General features: G+C 65.4%; 15 protein-coding genes. 4 read left to right on the forward strand and 11 right to left on the reverse strand.

Annotation, left to right across the window (positions count from 1 at the left end):
• Positions 1–30: 30 nt before the first annotated feature.
• Positions 31–324, forward strand: a complete 294-nt coding sequence (locus tag P2G62_RS13750) for a DUF6477 family protein (RefSeq protein WP_275735474.1) — start codon at positions 31–33, stop codon at positions 322–324.
• Between the two features lie 63 nt (positions 325–387).
• Here P2G62_RS13750 and P2G62_RS13755 read toward each other — a convergent pair whose 3' ends face one another.
• Positions 388–1,974 (reverse strand): helicase HerA-like domain-containing protein, encoded by a 1,587-nt coding sequence (locus tag P2G62_RS13755; protein ID WP_275735475.1) that lies wholly within the window; start codon positions 1,972–1,974, stop codon positions 388–390.
• Positions 1,975–2,438: 464 nt separating this feature from the next.
• Here P2G62_RS13755 and P2G62_RS13760 point away from each other — a divergent pair, with 464 nt between their 5' ends.
• The gene (locus tag P2G62_RS13760) at positions 2,439–3,107 is read left to right on the forward strand and encodes an invasion associated locus B family protein (RefSeq protein WP_275735476.1); all 669 of its coding nucleotides are present in this window, start codon (positions 2,439–2,441) and stop codon (positions 3,105–3,107) included.
• A 90-nt stretch (positions 3,108–3,197) separates the two neighbouring features.
• Here P2G62_RS13760 and P2G62_RS13765 read toward each other — a convergent pair whose 3' ends face one another.
• From P2G62_RS13765 to P2G62_RS13780, 4 genes are read right to left on the reverse strand one after another with little or no spacing between them, the layout of a single operon-like run.
• Complete coding sequence (locus P2G62_RS13765) at positions 3,198–4,406, reverse strand: beta-ketoacyl-[acyl-carrier-protein] synthase family protein (protein ID WP_275735477.1); 1,209 nt, start codon at positions 4,404–4,406, stop codon at positions 3,198–3,200.
• Positions 4,407–4,410: 4 nt separating this feature from the next.
• Positions 4,411–4,686: an acyl carrier protein gene (locus tag P2G62_RS13770; RefSeq protein WP_275735478.1), complete on the reverse strand. Its 276-nt coding sequence runs from the start codon at positions 4,684–4,686 to the stop codon at positions 4,411–4,413.
• A gap of 9 nt (positions 4,687–4,695) precedes the next feature.
• Complete coding sequence (lpxD, locus tag P2G62_RS13775) at positions 4,696–5,796, reverse strand: UDP-3-O-(3-hydroxymyristoyl)glucosamine N-acyltransferase (protein ID WP_275735479.1); 1,101 nt, start codon at positions 5,794–5,796, stop codon at positions 4,696–4,698.
• A gap of 50 nt (positions 5,797–5,846) precedes the next feature.
• A complete protein-coding gene (locus tag P2G62_RS13780; RefSeq protein ID WP_275735480.1) occupies positions 5,847–7,466 on the reverse strand; it encodes a L,D-transpeptidase family protein in 1,620 nt (539 codons plus the stop codon).
• Between the two features lie 315 nt (positions 7,467–7,781).
• Here P2G62_RS13780 and P2G62_RS13785 point away from each other — a divergent pair, with 315 nt between their 5' ends.
• Positions 7,782–8,342, forward strand: a complete 561-nt coding sequence (locus P2G62_RS13785; protein ID WP_275735481.1) for a DUF882 domain-containing protein — start codon at positions 7,782–7,784, stop codon at positions 8,340–8,342.
• Positions 8,343–8,402: 60 nt separating this feature from the next.
• Here the strand turns inward: P2G62_RS13785 and P2G62_RS13790 are convergent, their stop codons facing one another.
• Positions 8,403–9,479 carry an NAD(P)-dependent oxidoreductase gene (locus P2G62_RS13790; RefSeq protein ID WP_345799273.1) on the reverse strand — a complete coding sequence of 359 codons (1,077 nt, stop codon included), beginning with the start codon at positions 9,477–9,479 and terminating at the stop codon, positions 8,403–8,405.
• On the opposite strand from P2G62_RS13790, the gene P2G62_RS13795 reads away from it, so the two are divergent.
• A complete protein-coding gene (locus P2G62_RS13795; RefSeq protein WP_275735483.1) occupies positions 9,403–11,871 on the forward strand; it encodes a penicillin acylase family protein in 2,469 nt (822 codons plus the stop codon). The two genes, P2G62_RS13790 and P2G62_RS13795, sit on opposite strands and share 77 nt — an antisense overlap.
• A 152-nt stretch (positions 11,872–12,023) precedes the next feature.
• On the opposite strand, the gene hflX is transcribed toward P2G62_RS13795, so the two are convergent.
• The 5 genes from hflX to P2G62_RS13820 form a co-directional block, all read right to left on the reverse strand.
• Positions 12,024–13,310, reverse strand: coding sequence for a GTPase HflX (gene hflX, locus P2G62_RS13800; protein WP_275735559.1), 1,287 nt, complete (start codon positions 13,308–13,310; stop codon positions 12,024–12,026).
• Entirely contained in the window at positions 13,307–13,540 is a 234-nt protein-coding gene (gene hfq / locus P2G62_RS13805) for an RNA chaperone Hfq (RefSeq protein ID WP_107323454.1), read from the reverse strand. The genes hflX and hfq overlap by 4 nt, the downstream gene beginning before the upstream one ends.
• Before the next feature lie 153 nt (positions 13,541–13,693).
• Positions 13,694–15,220 carry a potassium transporter TrkG gene (locus P2G62_RS13810; protein ID WP_275735484.1) on the reverse strand — a complete coding sequence of 509 codons (1,527 nt, stop codon included), beginning with the start codon at positions 15,218–15,220 and terminating at the stop codon, positions 13,694–13,696.
• A gap of 9 nt (positions 15,221–15,229) precedes the next feature.
• Positions 15,230–16,606 (reverse strand): Trk system potassium transporter TrkA, encoded by a 1,377-nt coding sequence (trkA, locus tag P2G62_RS13815; RefSeq protein ID WP_275735485.1) that lies wholly within the window; start codon positions 16,604–16,606, stop codon positions 15,230–15,232.
• Between the two features lie 177 nt (positions 16,607–16,783).
• Positions 16,784–18,190, reverse strand: a complete 1,407-nt coding sequence (locus tag P2G62_RS13820) for a sigma-54 dependent transcriptional regulator (protein WP_275735486.1) — start codon at positions 18,188–18,190, stop codon at positions 16,784–16,786.

Below are 18,190 nucleotides of genomic sequence, written 5' to 3' on the forward strand. Positions count from 1 at the left end.
CTGGTCCCCATTCAAGCGAGGGGAACCCCAATGACCGATCTGTTCGAGCTGATTTCCACCCTGAAACGCCCGCGGCTGCTGATCCGGGCCGCAAGATTCGGACAAGGCGAGTATAATCGGAGCCGCGATCTGAAACGCCTGATGCGTGCCGCGGTCGTGCCAAGCCCCGAGCAGGCACTGCAGCGGCTGCTGGCCGAGGAAGCCCAGCTCGAGGCCTCGCGGCAAGAGGGAGATGCAACCTACAGCCTGATGCGGCACATCGAAATCCTGATCGCGATGATGGCCGAAGTGCGCCTGCTGCCGCGCCCGTCAGCCCAGGTGTGACCACGAACAGCACCATCTGCCGAAAGGGCGCGTCACGGTCGCGGACCGTCGCGCCCTGCCCGTTCAGCGGGACTTGAACAGTGATCCCAGCACGCCGCGCACCAGTTGCTGCCCGGCCTTGCTGCCCAGTTGCCGCGCCAGGCTTTTGCCGAAGGTCTCGATAATCGAATCCGACCGGGAGGCAGATTTCCGGCGCGTGCTGCTGGCGGATTTCTCGGGCTTGACCGGATCGAACCGACGCGCCTGTTTGAATTCGCGCGCCCGCGCGGCCTCTTCTTTGGCAGAAGCGGCCTCTGCCGCCTCGCGGGCCTCGGCCTCGGCGGCCTCTTGCGCCGCCGCTGCGGCCCGTGCGCCCAGAATTTCAAAGGCCGACTCGCGGTCGATGGTCTTGTCGTATTTCAACCCGAAGGGCGAGGATTGCACGATCGCGCGGCGTTCTTCGGGTGACAACGGCCCGAGCCGCGATTGCGGCGGGCGCACCAGCGTGCGTTCGACAATCCCCGGCACACCCTTGTTTTGCAAAAACGAGGTCACCGCCTCGCCGGTGCCGACCTCCTTGATCGCGTCCTCGGTATCGAAGCGCGGGTTCGGGCGGTAGTTTTCGGCGGCGCGTTTCAGATCCTTCTGATCCTTGGCGGTGAAGGCGCGCAGCGCGTGCTGCACCCGGTTGCCCAGCTGGCCCAGAATATCCTCGGGCACATCGGCGGGGTTTTGCGTGATGAAATAGATCCCCACGCCCTTGGACCGGATCAGCCGCGCGACCTGTTCGACCTTGTCGATCAGGGCCTTGGGCGCGTCGTCGAACAGCAGATGCGCCTCGTCGAAGAAAAACACGAAGCGCGGGCGCTCGGGGTCGCCGACCTCGGGCAGTTCCTCGAACAGTTCGGACAAGAGCCACAGCAGAAAGGTCGCGTACAGCCGGGGCGACGACATCAGCTTGTCGGCGGCCAGAATGTTGATCCGCCCCCGCCCATCGGCGGCCAGGGTCATCATGTCCGACAGCGCCAACGCCGGTTCGCCAAAGAACTTCGCCGCACCCTGGGTTTCCAGCACCAGCAACTGACGCTGGATCGCGCCCACGGTCTGCGGCGCGACATTGCCGTAACGCATGCCGATCTCGTCGGCGTTTTCCCCGACATACAGCAGCATCGCCCGCAGATCGGCCAGATCCAGCAGGGCCAGCCCCTCGGCATCGGCCAGATGGAAGGCGATGTTCAGAACGCCTTCCTGCGCCTCGGACAGACCCATCAGCCGCGACAGCAGCAGCGGCCCCATTTCCGTCACGGTGGTGCGCACCGGATGGCCCTGTTCCCCGAACATGTCCCAGAAGGTCACCGGAAAATCGCGATAACTCAGCTCGTAACCGATGGTGTCGGCGCGCTTTTGAAACGCATCGTGCAGCTTGCCGGCGGCACTGCCCGCCATCGCGATGCCGGCAAGATCCCCTTTCACATCGGCCATGAACACCGGCACGCCCGCGCTGGAAAACGCCTCGGCCAGGATCTGCAGCGTGACGGTTTTGCCGGTGCCGGTGGCCCCCGCGATCAGACCGTGGCGGTTCCCGTATTTCAGCAGAAGTTCCTGCGGCGTGGCATAGCCTTCGCCGCCGCCGCCCACGAAAATTCCTGTTTCGGTCAGAACCCCGGTCATGCCGCCCTCTTTATACAAAGTGTCGTTAATTGGTTAGCGGCAAGAATACTTATTTAACCATTCTGTGCCAGTGTTGATCTGTCCCGCGGGTGACCTGCGTGTTGCTCGGGACGCTTCCTCCCTGTCAGACTGGCCGCGCCTTCGGGCGCGGCTTTTTTCTTGCAAAACAGAGGTTTGAGACATCTGTTTTTGCCTGTTGACGGATCGCCCGATCCGTTTTAGCAATTGTACCAATGACAAAGTCGGCTGGTCTGACAGGGAAACAACGGGAAAGGGTTCCGAACGCGGAACCCTTTCTTTTTAGGCCCGGCCCCAAACCCCCGCCCACGGCATGCGACGGGCGCGACCGGCTCACGAAACTGTGGTGGCAAAGCGGCGCTTACGCCCGCCGGGACCCGATTTCGCCCCTGACACCGCGCGCCGCCCGTGCTAGAAGCGCGCCATCCCTTTTAAGGATGAAAGACATGATGAAGCTGACCAATCCCCTCGTGATCGCGCTGGCGATCGGCCTGACCGCTTCGGCCGCGACCGCGCAGGATACCGCGGCCCCCGCCGCCGACACGGCCACCCCGGCCGCAGAGACGCCCGCAGCTGACGCGCCCGCAGCTGCCCCCGAGGCGCCCGCCGCCGACACCGCTGCCGCCGCAGCGGAAGCGCCCGCCGCTGACGGCCCCGGCACCACCTATATCGCCGAAACGATCGGCGACTGGGGCATCCAGTGCGTGCGCACCGAAAGCGGCAACGATCCGTGCCAGATGTATCAGCTGCTGAAAGATGCCGACGGCAACAGCGTCGCAGATATCTCGATGTTCGCCCTGCCCAAGGGTGGCAAGGCCGTTGCCGGGGCCACGATCATGACCCCGCTCGAGACCCTGCTGACCCAGAACGTCGTTCTGAAGGTCGACAGCTCGGAACCGCGCGTCTATCCGTTCACCTTCTGCGCCCAGGTCGGCTGCTTCAGCCGCATCGGCCTGACCGCCGACGAACTGGCCGCCTACAAGAAGGGCAACAAGGTGCAGCTGACCGTGGTGCCGATGGTCGCGCCCGACAAGAAAGTGCAGCTCGACATCTCGCTCAAGGGTTTCACCGCGGCCTATGACAAGGTTGCGGAAATGAACGCTGACAACCAATAAGGCGAGGGGCGCATCAAGATCGCCCCGCAACCTATTGAAAACAAAACGCCGCCTCGATCCGGGGCGGCGTTTTTCATGGCGGGAAACAGGTCAGACGCGCGCCAGCGCCAGCACCGCGTTGAGCCCGCCGAAGGCAAAGGCGTTTGACAGAACCGCGTCGACCCGGGCCTGCCGCGCCACGTTGGGCACCACATCCAGATCGCAATCGGGATCATCGGTGCGATGGTTGATCGTCGGCGCAATCACGCCGTCACGCAGCGCCAGCAGGCAGGCCAGCAGCTCGACCGCGCCGGTGCCGCCGATGCAATGGCCATGCATCGCCTTCGTCGAGGACACCATCACCCGATCCGCCGCCGGGCCGAAGACCTGCCGGATCGCGGCAACCTCGGTGCGGTCATTGGCGGCCGTGCCGGTGCCATGCGCATTGATGTATCCCACCTGATCGGGGGAAAGCCCGGCATCGTTCAGCGCGCCCCGAATGGCCCGTGCCGCGCCCTCGGGGCTGGGCATCACGATGTCGCCGGCATCCGAGGTCATGGCAAAGCCCTTGATTTCCGCCAGAATTTCGGCGCCGCGCGCGCGGGCATGGTCATAGTCTTCTAGCACGAAGACACCTGCGCCCTCGCCCTGCACCATGCCGTTGCGGTCCGCGCTGAACGGGCGACAGCCGTCGGTCGACATCACGCGCAGCCCCTCCCACGCCTTCAGCCCGCCGAAATTCAACATCGATTCCGAACCGCCCGCCACCATGCCATCGGCCATGCCTGCGCGGATCATCTGGAACGCCAGCCCGATCGCGTGGTTCGAGCTGGAACAGGCGGTCGCGACCGAGAAACTTGGCCCCTGCAACCCGTAGCCCATCGAGATATGCGAGCAGGCCGCGTTGTTCATCAGCTTGGGCACGGTGAAGGGATGCACGCGGTTCTTGCCCTCGGCAAAGACGGTGCGGAAGGCATCGTTGACGGTGCCGTTGCCGCCGCCCGCCGTGCCCATCACGCAACCCCAGCGGGTCGGATCGCCGGGCGCGCCCGGCAGCCCGGCCTGCGCCATCGCCTGCGCCGCCGCGACCAGCGCGAATTGGGTGAACAGGTCATAAAACGCCAGCTTGCCGCGTTCGAAATGCGCCTCGGGCTGCCAGCCCTGCACCTGCGCGCCGATCTGCACGCTCAACCGCTCGACATCCGGGAAATTCAGCGTCCCGATGCCGCAGCACCCCTCCGCCATCGCGGCGAAGGTGCTGGGGACATCTTGCGCCAGCGCGTTGACGGTCCCGGCCCCGGTGATGACAACGCGCCGCATTCGTTCAGGCCGCGGCCGGGGCGGGCCCCGCGATCATCCGCTCGACCGCGCGCACGATGGCGCCGACCGAGGAAATGTCGAAGTCGGATTGCGAGGGCTCGTTGGCATTGAACGGAACCGAAATGTTGAACGCCTCTTCAATGGCGAAAATCATCTCGACCAGCCCGAGACTGTCGAGCCCCAGCTCGTCCAGCGTCATGTCGGGGTGCACCTCGGCCGGTTCCAGAACCGCCTCGCGGGCGATGATGCTGATGATTTGATCTTGCACGTCGGGCCTCATGGTTTGCCGTTACTCCGCGCTCCCCTTTTGGGTCAGTTTTGCAACAGTTTCGCGAAGCTCGGCCACTTGTGCAAACAATCTTGTCAGGCGGCGGATGTTTTTCCACGCTTCGACATGGGTTTCCATCTTGATCGCCGGATAGCCGAGCAACACGCGCCCGGCCGGGGCATTACTGAAAATCTTGGTCGCCCCGCCCGCGATCACATCGTCACCGACAAAGATATTGTCGCTGACACCGCATTGCCCGGCCAGAACCACGCGGTTGCCGATCCGGCTGGACCCGGCGATGCCGACCTGACCGCACAGCAGGCAATCTTCGCCCACCTGCACGTTATGGCCGACATGCACGAGGTTATCGAGCTTGGTACCGCGCCCAATGCTGGTTGCGCGCACGGTCCCGCGGTCGACGGTGGCATTGGCGCCGACCTCCACATCGTCGCCGATCTGCACGGTGCCCAGGCTGTGAATCCGGGTCCAGGATTGCGGATGGATTTCCTCGCGGTGGCCCAGCGTCTCGCGGATCTCCTCGATCCCGGATTTTTCCGGGGTGACGAAGGAAAACCCGTCGGCGCCGATCACCGCGCCCGGCTGGCAGATGAAGCGGTGACCAATCACCACGCGCGCGCCGATCCGCACGCCTTGCAGGATCAGGGCGTCATCCCCGATCCGCGCGCCTTCGGCAATGCTGACATGGGCGGCGATGCGGGCATTCGCGCCGATCTGCACGCCGCGACCGATCACCACGAAGGGGCCGATGGCCGCGCCGGGCCCGATCAGCGCGGAAGGGTCGATCACGGCGCTCGGGTGCACGCCCGGCGCGATCTCGGGGCCCGGATCGAAGGCGCGGCTCAGCCCGGCCATCGCCAGCCGCGGGCGCGCCACGAAAATCGCGGCCTTCAGGCCATAGCCTTGCCAGTCCGCCCCCTCCCACAGGATCGCCGCCTGCGCCTGACCCTGCGCCAACCCCGGCGCATATTTCGTATCCATCGCCAGCGCGATCTGCCGCGGACCGGCGCTGGCGGGTTCCGAGGCGCTGTCGATCGGCAGGCTCAGATCGCCCTCGGCGCGGGCATTCAACGCGCGGGCAATGGTTTCAACGGTATGCGCCATCGGCAGGCCCTTTCGATCAGGCGACGCGATCACCGCGCCCTGCCCCCGATTTAATGCGCGGCGCCCGGCAATTCCACCCCGGCTTTCGCCAGCGCCGCCCAAAGCGTGCCGTCGCGGCCATAGACATCGCGGCGGTATTCCATCTTGCCGCGCGCCGTGGGCCAGGCGGTGAAATAGACCAGATGCACCGGCACCGGCTGGTCCAGCTTCACCGTGGTTTCCGCGCCGGTGCGCAGGATGCGCTGGAAATAGCCTTCGGGGTCATCGGTCTGCGGTGCCAGCAGCGCATAGGCCAGATCGAAGGGCTTGCCCACGCGGATGCAGCCATGGCTGTAGGCGCGCACCTCTTTCTGGAACAGCGACTTCGACGGCGTGTCATGCAGATAGATGTTGTATTTGTTCGGGAACAGGAATTTCACCAGCCCGAGCGCGTTGCCGTCCGAGGGCGGCTGCTTCATCGCAAAGGGGAAGTTCCGGGCGTTGTAAGAGGCGAAATTCACCGCCGAGCGCGGCACCGTGCGGCCGCGGCTGTCGACCAGCTTGATATGGCCCGCCGCATTGGGGTTGCGCTGCATCATCGGCAGGTATTCCTTGACGGTGATCGAGCGCGGCACATGCCAGCTCGGGTTGATCACCATCATTTCCATCTCGTCCGAGAATTCGGGGGTGCGGCGGTCGGATTGATTTTGCCCGACGACCGTCACGCTCTCGAAGCTCTGCTTGCCATGGTCGATGATACGGACGCTGAAATCGGTGATGTTGACCCAGATGTGGCGCGCGCCCAGGTCGATACCGTTCATCCAGCGCAGTCGCTCCATCGCGACAAGGATCGACTGCAGACGTTCCTGCGGGCTGCGGTTGATCTCGGTCAGCGTGCCTGCACCCGCAACGCCATCCGGGGTGATGCCCAGATCGAACTGATATTGCTGAACCGCCTTTTGCAGATCGCCGTCGTATTCGGCCGTCGCCGTGCGGCCCAGATAGCCCATCGCCTGCAACCGGTCGCGCAGCGCCACCACCGCCGGGCCCTGATCGCCCGGGCGCAGCGCCTTGGCGGGAACCGGCGCGCCCCAGCCCCCCTGCGCCAGTTGCGCTTCGAGGTCGAGCTTGGCCTTCATCAGCAGCGCGTATTGCGGCGCATGCGGCGCCAGCGCGCGCAGGAAGGGCCCGGGCGCCTCGGCCCCGGCAATTCCGGTCAGCAGCTCCAGCCCGTCGCGGCGCGGGATCTCGCGCACGATGCCGCTGTCGATCTTGGCGGGCTCCAGAATCCCGTTCGACACGTCATGGGCATAATCGAGGAAAGCACGCGACATCGCCACTTCCAGCAGGCCCCGTTCGCGTTCGGACCGGATCGCGGCAAAGCGCGCGCGCAGACCTTCGGCATCGTAGCGGCTGGCAGGCAAGCCATGCGCCGCGGCCCCATCAAGCGCGCGCAGCAAGGCACCACGGCGTGCGGCATCCGCGCCAGTGGTCCAGATCGGGGCATAATCGCGCTGCGCATAAAACGCGGCAAGCGCCTGATCGGCGGCGGCCTGTTCGGCAATCGCCTGGGTAAAGCCCGAGATCGTCGCCCCTTGCAGCGCAGACTGGGCAGCCCCGGCCCCCGGCGCCAAGGCCAGAAATGCCGCGAAAATAGCCACACCACACCGCAACCTCACCGCAACCGACATCTTTACCCCGACATTCAAGACCCTATCGGTGCAAATTCAGGGAAAACCCCGCCCCTGTCCAGCAGTTTGCCCCCCGCCCCCTGCACGCCCGCATCCGGCCGATGCAGCCCCGCCACAGGCGCGCAGCCCCCGCAGAGCCCCGCAATGCCTGCCGTTTGAGCAGAAACCTGCCGATCCGGCCGCATGCTACCGGTAACGGGGAAATCAACAGTTGGAAGCAGAATCACCCTGTGCCATAACTGTGCCATCGTTTGGGGTTAAGAACGCGTTAAGCCACTGGTACATGTGGCACAAAAGGCAGGACAGGCGAACAGAATGAGCATGACGACACTGACCCGGCGTGGGCTTTTGGGAGCCTTTGCAGCCACCATGGTGACCGCAGCCCCCACCATGAGCAACGCCTTCGGAATTCTGCGCGGCGCAGGCGACATCCGCCGCATCCGCATGTACTCGGGACGCACCGGCGAAAGCATCGACACGGTCTATTGGATCGAAGGTGAATACGTCAAAGAAGCCCTGAAAGAAATCAACCACTTCATGCGCGACTGGCGCAACAATCAGGTCATCGGCATCGACCCGCGCACGGTGGACATCGCCGCCGCCTCGCACCGGCTGATGGATGTGTCCGAGCCCTACATGATGCTGTCGGGCTATCGCTCGCCCGCGACCAATGCGATGCTGCGCTCGCGGTCCAAGGGTGTTGCCAAGAATTCGCTGCACATGAAGGGCATGGCCGCCGACCTGCGTCTGAAATCGCGTTCGGTCGGGCAGATCTACAGCGCCGCGACCGCCTGCCATGCCGGGGGTGTGGGCCGCTACAACCGCTCGAACTTCGTGCATATGGATTGCGGGCAGGTCCGCACCTGGAACGGCTGAGCCGATCCGATCCTTCCGACCTGCAGAACAAGCGCCGCTTTCGCGGCGCTTTTCCGTTTCTCAGCCCAGATGCCGCAGCCGCGCGATCAGCGACGAGGTGTCCCACCGCGCGCCGCCCAGCTTTTGCACATCCTTGTAGAACTGATCGACCAGCGCAGTGACCGGCAGGCTGGCGCCGTTGTCGTTGGCCGTGCTCAGGCAGATCCCCAGATCCTTGCGCATCCAGTCGACGGCAAATCCGAAATCGAAGCGGTTTTCTTCCATCGTTTTGTAGCGGTTCGCCATCTGCCAGCTGCCCGCCGCGCCCTGGCTGATCACCTCGACGACATCCGAAATCGACAGCCCGGCCTTTTCGGCGAAATGCAGGCTTTCCGCCAAGCCCTGCACCAGCCCTGCAATCGCGATCTGGTTGCACATCTTGGTCAGCTGGCCCGCGCCGCTGTCCCCCAGACGGCGGCAGATCTTGGCATAGGATTCGATCACCGGCTCGGCCGCCAGATAGGCCCCGACCTCGCCGCCGCACATCACCGACAGAACCCCGTTTTCCGCCCCGGCCTGACCGCCCGACACCGGCGCGTCGACAAAGGCCAGACCGCAGGCACGGGCCTCGGCCTCCAGCTCGCGCGTGACCGCCGCGGACACCGTGGTATGATCGACAAAGATCGCCCCCGGCTTCATGCCCGCAAACGCACCATTCTCGCCCAGGCAGATCGCCCGCAGATCATCGTCATTGCCGACGCAGGCCATCACGAAATCGCAATCGCGCGCGGCATCCGCGGGCGTCGCCGCCCATTCGCCCTTGTGATGGCGCACCCAGGCCTCGGCCTTGGCCGCGGTCCGGTTGTAGACAGTCACCTCATGCCCCTTGGCGGCCAGATGCCCCGCCATCGGAAACCCCATCACCCCAAGACCCAGAAAAGCCACTTTCGCCATTGCGCATCCCTCCGCCTGTCGCGCAAACGCGCGTTGAAACTTCGCCTTGCCTGACTTAGTAACGCCCCGACCTGCCCCGTCAACCGTGGCGGGCGTTTGGCGCGTTTTTTCAAGCCCGAGAGGCCGCATGTTCTCGCTGTTCCGCTGGATGGTTCGCATTGTCTCGGCCGCGCTGATCGCGCTGGCACTCGGGGGGTTCTTCATCTGGTATTTCGCGGCCCGCTCGCTGCCTGATTACAACGCGACCTACGAGGTTGCCGGGATCTCGGCCCCGGTCGAGATCGTGCGCTCGACCGAGGATGTGCCGCATATCTTCGGCGCGACCGACGCGGATGTGTTCTTTGCACTGGGGCTGGCCCATGCGCAGGACCGGCTGTGGCAGATGACCATGCTGCGCCGCACGGTGCAGGGCCGCCTGTCCGAAGTCTTCGGCGCCGAGACGCTGAAAACCGACGAGCTGATGCGCAGGCTCGATCTTTACGGCGCGGCCGGCGCCTCGGTCGCGGCGCAGGACGACGACACCCGCACCGCGCTCGAAGCCTATGCCCGGGGCGTCAACCAATGGATCGAACAGGTGAATTCGGGCGCGCTTGGCCGCGGCGCGCCCGAATTCTTCCTGTTCGAGAATACCATCGCCTATTGGACCCCGGCGGATTCGCTGGCGATCCTGAAACTGCTGGCCGCGCAGCAATCAAGCCAGATCGAGACCGAGGTGCTGCGGGCCCGCGTTTCGATGCTGGGGCAGGACTGGGTGCGCGATCTGATGCCGGATGTGCCCGGAAACGGCGTGGGCGCCCTGCCCGGCTATGCGCAGATCTTCCCCGATGCGCCGCGCGCGACCCAGACCGCCACCAATGCCACGCCGCCGCTCAGCCCGTTTGCCCCGCGCGCGCTTGCCGCCGCCTCGAACGCCTGGGCCGCGGCCCCCGGGCGTTCGGCCGCAGGCGGCTCGCTTCTGGCCAATGACCCGCACGGGCCGCTGACCGCACCCTCGGCCTGGTATCTGGCACGTCTGGAGCTTAGCAGCGGCGGTGTGATCGGCGGCACCATTCCGGGCATTCCGCTGATCCTGTCGGGGCGCAACGCGCGGCTGGGATGGGGCATCACCGCCGCCTGGGCCGACGATCAGGATCTGTATATCGAGGAACTGAACCCCGCCGATCCCGAACGCTATCTGACGCCCGAGGGCTGGAAGGCCTTTGAAACCCGGCGCGCGATCATCACCGTCAAAGAGGCCGAACCCGTCACCGTCACCCTGCGCTGGACCGAAAACGGCCCGGTCATTCCGGGCGGCCATTTCAACCTGGCCGCGATCACCCCGCCCGGGCATGTCGTCTCTCTCGCCTGGACCGCGCTCGACCGGCAGGACACGACGATGAGCGCGGGCCTCGCGCTGATGCGTGCGGGATCGGTCGATCAGGCCGTCGCGGCAGGCGAACGGGTGGTGGCGCCTGCGCAAAACCTGGTGCTGGCCGATCAGAGCAGCGTGGCGATGCTGACCGTGGGCGCGCTGCCGCTGCGCGATCCGGCCCATGTCACCCGGGGCCGGATGCCCAGCCCGGGGTGGGAACCCGCAAACCGCTGGAAGGGCCGCCTGCCCTATGCCGAAAATCCGCGCTTTCTGGCCCCCGAGGGCGGCATCGTCATCAACACCAACAACAAGACCGTGGATCGCGCCTTTCCGGCCCATGTCAGCTTCGACTGGGGCGACAGCCAGCGCGTGCAGCGGCTGACCCGGCTGATGGGCGAGCGCGAGGTGCATTCGCGCGAAAGCTTCATCGCGGCCCAGCTCGACACCGTTTCCCCCGCAGCGCGGGGCTTGCTGCCACTGGTCGGGGCCGATCTGTGGTTCACCGGATCGCCCGCCCCTGACGGCACCCCCGAACGCCGCCGCCAGCGTGCGCTAGAACTGCTGGCCGCCTGGGATGGCGAAATGAGCGAGCACCTGCCCGAACCGCTGATCTACGCCGCCTGGATGCGGGCGCTGCAAACCCGGCTGATCCGCGATGAGCTGGGGCCGCTTGCCGCCGAGTTCACCCATCTGGAGCCGCTGTTCATCGAGCGGGTGTTCCGCAATACCGGCGGCGCCGCGCGCTGGTGCGACGTGATGCAATCGGCCCCGGTCGAAACCTGCACCGATATCGCCCGGATGGCGCTGGACGATGCGATCCTCGATCTGACCGAACGCTATGGCCCCAAGGTCGAAAGCTGGCGCTGGGGCGATGCGCATGAGGCGGTGCATGACCATCAGGTGCTGGGACAGGCACCGATGCTGTCTTGGGCAATGAACATCCGGCAGTCGACCTCGGGCGGGGATTTCACGCTGATGCGCGGCATGACCCGTGGCACCGGCGCCAACCCGTTCGAGAACGTGCAGGGCGCGGGCTATCGCGGGGTTTATGACTTCGCCGACCCGGACAGCTCGGTCTTCATCATCGCCACCGGCCAGTCGGGCCACCCGCTCTCGCGCCATTACGACGACCTGTCCGAACTGTGGCGGCGGGGCGAATATATCCCGATGTCGCTCGACCCGGCGCTGGCGCGGGCGGCCGCGGCCGGGATCACCCAGCTTGTGCCGATCGCCACAGAGCAGTGAGCGCGCGCGCCCTGGCCGCGCGAGGATGAGTATTTGAGCCAAGAAGAAGCCCGCAGGCCAGGGCTTTGCCGATACGGTCTTCTTCTTGGCAAAAATACTCCCGCCGGAGGCGTGCCCGGGCAAAACCGGGCGCGGGGCCCGGAAACCGGGGGTCAGAGCGCCGCGAACCGCGCGCGCTGTGTCGCCGTCCAGTTGACATCCAGGCGCCAGCCGGTGTCGGTCTGGGTCTCGGAGCGCACAACGTTCTGTTCGTGCAGCCAGGCGCGGGCGCGGCCTTGCGAAAAGCTCAGCTCCAGCGTGGTGTCGTGGCGTTCTTCGCTCAGCCGGGCCTCGATTGCGGCCAGAAGGGCGGCGAAGCCCTCGCCGGTCAGGGCCGAGACCGCCTGCACATCCGACCGCCGCGCATCCTGCACCAGCAACGCCGCGCGGGTCTGTTCGCTCAGCGCGTCGATCTTGTTCCAGACCTCGATCAGCGCCACATCCTCATCCACACCCAGAGATTCCAGAATATCGCCGACATCGGCGGCCTGTTCCTCGGTCTCGGGGTGGGAAATGTCGCGCACATGCAAGATCAGATCGGCTTCCAGCACCTCTTCCAGTGTCGCACGGAAGGCCGCGACCAGTTCGTGCGGCAGATCCGAGATGAAGCCCACCGTGTCGGACATGATGACCTTGCGCCCCGAGGGCAGCGTGATGCCGCGCATCGTCGGGTCGAGCGTCGCGAACAGCATGTCCTTGGCCAGCACGTCGGCGCCGGTCATCCGGTTGAACAGCGTGGATTTTCCGGCGTTGGTATAGCCCACCAGCGCGACGATGGGGAACGGCACCTTGCGGCGCGCGGCGCGGTGCAATTCGCGGGTTTTCACCACCTTGGCCAGCTGGCGCTTGATGCGGATGACCTGCTCGTCGATGGCGCGGCGGTCGGCCTCGATTTGCGTCTCGCCCGGGCCGCCGACAAAGCCGAAGCCGCCGCGCTGGCGTTCCAGGTGGGTCCAGGCCCGCACCAGCCGCGTGCGCTGATAGCTCAGTGCGGCCAGTTCGACCTGCAGCACGCCCTCGCGGGTGCGCGCACGGTCGGCGAAGATTTCCAGAATGAGCCCGGTCCGGTCAAGCAGCTTGACCCCCCATTCCTTTTCCAGATTGCGCTGCTGCACCGGGCTTACGGGCCCGTCGACCAGAACCAGATCGACCTCCAGATCGGCCAGCTTCTGCTTGATCTCATCCAGCTTGCCGGTGCCGAACAGGTGGCCCGGGTGGATCTTGGGCAGGCGCACGACTTCGCCCCCCACGACCTCCAGGTCCGGCAGGGCGGCGGCCAAAGAGACCGCCTCGGCCAGCCCATGTTCGGGCAAGCGCCGCGATCCCGCAGCCGACTTCAGATCGGGATGCAGGACATAGGCGCGCGTGACCTTGGCAAAAGAGGAGACAGGATCGCTCAGTCTTCGCCCTCGTACAGCGAGATCGGCTGACCCGGCATGATCGTCGAGATCGCGTGCTTGTAGACCAGTTGCGATTGGCCATCACGGCGCAAAAGCACGCAGAAATTGTCGAACCAAGTGATCACGCCCTGCAATTTCACCCCGTTGATGAGGAAAATCGTGACCGGAACCTTGGTCTTGCGCACATGGTTCAGAAATGCGTCTTGAAGGTTCTGTTTGTCGGCAGCCATTTTTTATTATGCCTTTATATTCTTGTCGCGCGTTCGGGCGTTTCACCGCCCCTCAAGTCAGTATGCGTAAGAAACCAGGAGATTCCACCCCTAAAAACAGCCCGTTAGCGCTGCCTTGGCGAAATATTGTATCGCAACGCTTCCGCGCGCGGCTCAGGCGCGCCAAAACTCGGGGTTGAAAAGCGCGATAATCGCAAGCGTTTCCAGCCGCCCCAGCACCATGGCACAGGCCAGAATGGCCTTGGTCGGGTCCGACAATGCCGCCCAGCTGAGCGGCACATCGGCCGCCACCGAGGCCAGCGGACCGGTATTCGACAGCGCCGCAATCGACAGGATCGTGGCGGGTTCGAATTCCAGCCCGGCCAGCGACACCCCCATCATCACCACCGCAATCGACATCGCAAAGAGCATGAAGAAGATCCAGGCGATATAGGCGCCTTCGCGCCGCAGCCGCCGCGCCACATCGCCGCCTCCGGCGATCGAAGCGGGATGCACCAGCTTGTCCAGTTCGCGTTCGCCATGACGCAGCAGGGCATAAACCCGCAGCAGCCGCACGCCACCCGCCGTGGTCGCAACGCCCCCCCCGGTGATCGCCAGCCCCGCCAGAATGAGCCCGGGCGTGCCCAGACCCGACCAATGCCGCGCATCGTCCCAGGTGCTCGATTCAAAGCCGGTCGTGGTCAGGAACGACAACGAGGTGAACAACCCGCCCCAGTAGGATTTCACGATCGGCCCCAGCGTCGCGGCCGGGGTCTGCACGTCGAGCGCGGCGATCCAGTGGCGCATGAACAGCACCGTGGGCACCAGCAGCACCAATGCCGCGGCCAGCCGCAGCTCGGGGTCGTCGCGCAGCCGCTCGGTCGCGCGCAGCTCGCCGCCGCCGGGCCAGAAACGGCGCGACACCGCCGGGATCAGGAACAGGAAGATCACCAGCTCCCCGCCCAGCCCCGAAGCTGCGCCACCCACTCCGCCGACCGGCGAAATTCCCGAGGTCGACAGCGTCGACATCGCATGGCACAGCGCCACCAGCGCCGGATCGCCCGCAATCAGCAACCCCACCCACAGCGCCAGCGTCAGCCCCAGATAGGCCGGCAGCAGCCGCAGCGTGTAATGCACGATCCGCTCGCCCGCCTCGGCCCCGCCGTCGGACACCGCCGCGCGCGTCATCGCCGCGCCCTGCGCGCCGCCGGAAAAGAACACCTCGAACCCGCCCAGGCGCAGCGGCGCCAGCACCGCGATCGCCATCACCAGCATGAAGAACCCGCCCATCCAGCCGACCAGCGCGCGCCACAGATGCAGGCTCGGCGCCAGACGCGCGGGATCGTAAAGCGTGCCGCCCGTGGTGGTCAGATCCGACACCATCTCCCACCAGCTGTTGAACAGCCCGGTATCGGGCACCGCCTCGTTGAACGGCACCGCCAGCATCAGCGGCAACAGCGTGAAGGCCCCCAGCATCGCCAGCAGATGCGAGCGCCCCTGATGGCCGCGCGGGTTCGACACCGTGGCCAGCGCCAGCAGCACCGTCAGCGCCGAAAACAGTGTGCCCGAATACAGGAACGGCCGCGCAATGGCATAATCGCGCAGCATATAGGCATGCACCGCCGGCACGAACATCGCCAGCGCGCCGATCCCCATCAGGATCACGATCAGCGGCAGATCCTGCAGTCTCCGGGCCAGCATCGCCGCGCCTCAGAAAAAGTCGATGGAGACCTGCAACAGGCGCTCCACCACAGGCACATCGGCGGCCAGCGCGAACAGCACGATCACATCGCCCTCTTCGATCTTGGTATCGCCTGCAGGTTTCAGCACCCGGTCGCCCTTTTTCAGCGCCCCCATCAGCACGCCCTCGGGGAAGTCGATATCGCGCAGCATCTTGCCCGCAATCGGCGAGGTGCCCATCACCTGCGCCTCGATCACCTCGGCCTCGGCATCTCCGATCGAATAGATCGCCCGCACCCGCCCATGCCGGATATGGCGCAGGATCGAACTGACGGTGGTCGCACGCGGGTTGATATAGGCGTCAATGTCCAAAGGCGCCATCAGCGGCACCAGTGTCGGGTCGTTGACCAGCGAAATCGCCATCTTGCAGCCCGCCTGCTTGGCACGCACCGCAACCAGAATGTTGGTCTTGTCGTCATCGGTGACGACCAGCACCGCATCGGCGCGCGCGATATTGGCCTCTTCCAGCAGTTCCGCGCTCATCCCGTCGCCATTCAGCACGATGGTGCGCTCCAGCGCATCGGCGGCGCGCTCGGCCTGGGGCCGGCTGCGTTCGATCACCTTGGCACGCACCCGGTCCGAACGCGCCTCCAACGCCCGCGCCACCGCCAGACCGACATTGCCGCCGCCGATGATGACGATGCGTTCCTGCTTCTTCGTCGCCTTGCCGAAGATTTCCAGCGTGCGGTTCACATCCTCGGTATGGGCAAAGACATAGATCTGATCATCCGCGAACAGCTGGTCGCCCGGCTCGGGCGCGAACAGCCGCCCCTCGCGGCGCACGCCAACGACAATCGCGCGCAGGGTCGAGAACAGGTCGGTCAGCTGGCGCAGCGCGGTGTTCAGCACCGGGCAATCCTCGTCCAGCACGATCCCCAGCAACTGCACCTGCCCGTTCAGGAAGCTTTCCGTATCGAAAGTCGCCGGCGCCGCCAGCCGTTGCAAGGCAGCCTCGGCCACCTCGCGTTCGGGACTGATAATCACATCGATCGGCAGGTGATCGCGGCGGTAAAGATCGGAATATTGCGGCGCCAGATAGCTTTGCGCCCGGATTCGCGCGATCTTGCGGGTGATGCCGAAAACCGATTGCGCGACCTGACAGGTGACCATGTTCACCTCGTCCGAATGGGTCGCGGCGATGATCAGGTCGCAATCGCGCGCACCGGCCCGGTCCAGCACATCGGGATGCGAGGCAAAGCCGACCACCCCCTGCACATCCAGCGTGTCCGAGGCCCGGCGCACCAGTTCGGGGTTGCTGTCGACGATGGTCACATCGTTGCGCTCGCCCGCCAGATGCCGCGCGATCTGCCAGCCGACCTGACCCGCGCCGCAGATGATCACTTTCATGGGCCAACCCTCTTTGCGCCTGTCTGGCACCCGTTCTATGCGGCCCCGCAGGTCCGGTCAATCGCGCGCCCGGCCCGGGCGGCGGACGCCTCCGGCGGGAGTATTTGCACCAAGAAGAAATCCTGTCCCTTCTTCTTGGCAAAAATACTCATTCCAAGGCCGGGCCCCTGCGGCCGCTCAGAGATCTTCGTCCTCGTCTTCCAGATGCGCCACCCGGGCGCCGGATTTGGCCGAGGTGACGACGCCGAGGCTTTTCAGCTTGCGATGCAGGGCCGAGCGTTCCATGCCGACGAAATTCGCCGTGCGCGAGATATTGCCGCCGAAACGGTTGATCTGGGTCAGCAGATATTCGCGTTCGAACAGCTCGCGCGCCTCGCGCAGCGGCAGCGTGGCCAGCGCCCCGCCCAGAATGATCCGGCCCTCTTCGGCGGGGGCGGTCTCGCCGGGCAATTCGCGCGCCTCGATCTCGCCCGTGCCCTCGCCCAGGATCAGCACGCGCTCGATCACATTGCGCAGTTGGCGGATGTTGCCGGGCCAGTCCATCGTCTGCATCATCGCCGCCGCGTCTTCGGAAATCACCCGCGCGGGCAGGCCCTGGGTGCGGTTGAATGCCTCGATGAAATGGCTGGCCAGAAGCGGCACATCCTCGCGCCGCTCGGCCAGGGCGGGCACCGCGATCGGCACGACGTTCAGCCGATCGTAAAGTTCCTGACGGAAGCGCCCGGCGGCGATTTCGGCAGGCAGATCGCGGGTCGTCGAGGAAATCACCCGCAGATCGACGCGCACCTTGTCGGTGCCGCCCACCCGCATGAACTGCTGTTCGGTCAGCACGCGCAGGATCTTGGATTGCGTGCCCGGCGGCATTTCCGCCACCTCGTCGAAATAGACCACGCCGCCATGCGCCTGTTCCAGCAGGCCCTTTTCGATGCCGCGTTCGGCGGTTTCGCGGCCAAACAGCACCTCTTCCATCCGTTCGGGCGCGATCGAGGCCGAATTGACGGTGATGAAGGGCGCGGAGGCCCGGCTCGAATGCTGATGGATATAGCGCGCGGCCGATTCCTTGCCCGACCCCGGCTCGCCCGTCAGCATCACCCGCCCGTTCGATTTGGTCACCTTGTCAAGCTGATCCCTGAGCTTGCGAAACGCCGCCGAGGCACCCAGCATCTCGCCCGAATGCAGGTCGCGCCGCCGCAGGCTCGAATTTTCGCGCCGCAGCCGCGAGGTTTCCATCGCGCGCGAGATCACCACCATCAGCTGGTCGATGTTGAACGGCTTTTCGATGAAGTCATAGGCGCCCTGCTTGATCGCGGCGACCGCGATTTCGATATTGCCATGCCCCGAGATGATGATGATCGGGATGTCGGGATTGTCGCGTTTGACGGTTTTCAGAATGTCGATCCCGTCCATCCGGCTGTCTTTCAGCCAGATATCCAGGATCATCAGCGCCGGCGCCTCGGCGTTGATCTGGTCCATGCAATCGTCGGAATTGGCCGCCAGACGGGTGGCAAAGCCTTCGTCCTTCAGAATATCGGCGATCAGTTCGCGGATGTCCTTTTCGTCGTCAACGATCAGAATGTCACTCAT

This window comes from Paenirhodobacter sp. CAU 1674, from assembly GCF_029222945.1.
GTDB lineage: Bacteria > Pseudomonadota > Alphaproteobacteria > Rhodobacterales > Rhodobacteraceae > Rhodobacter.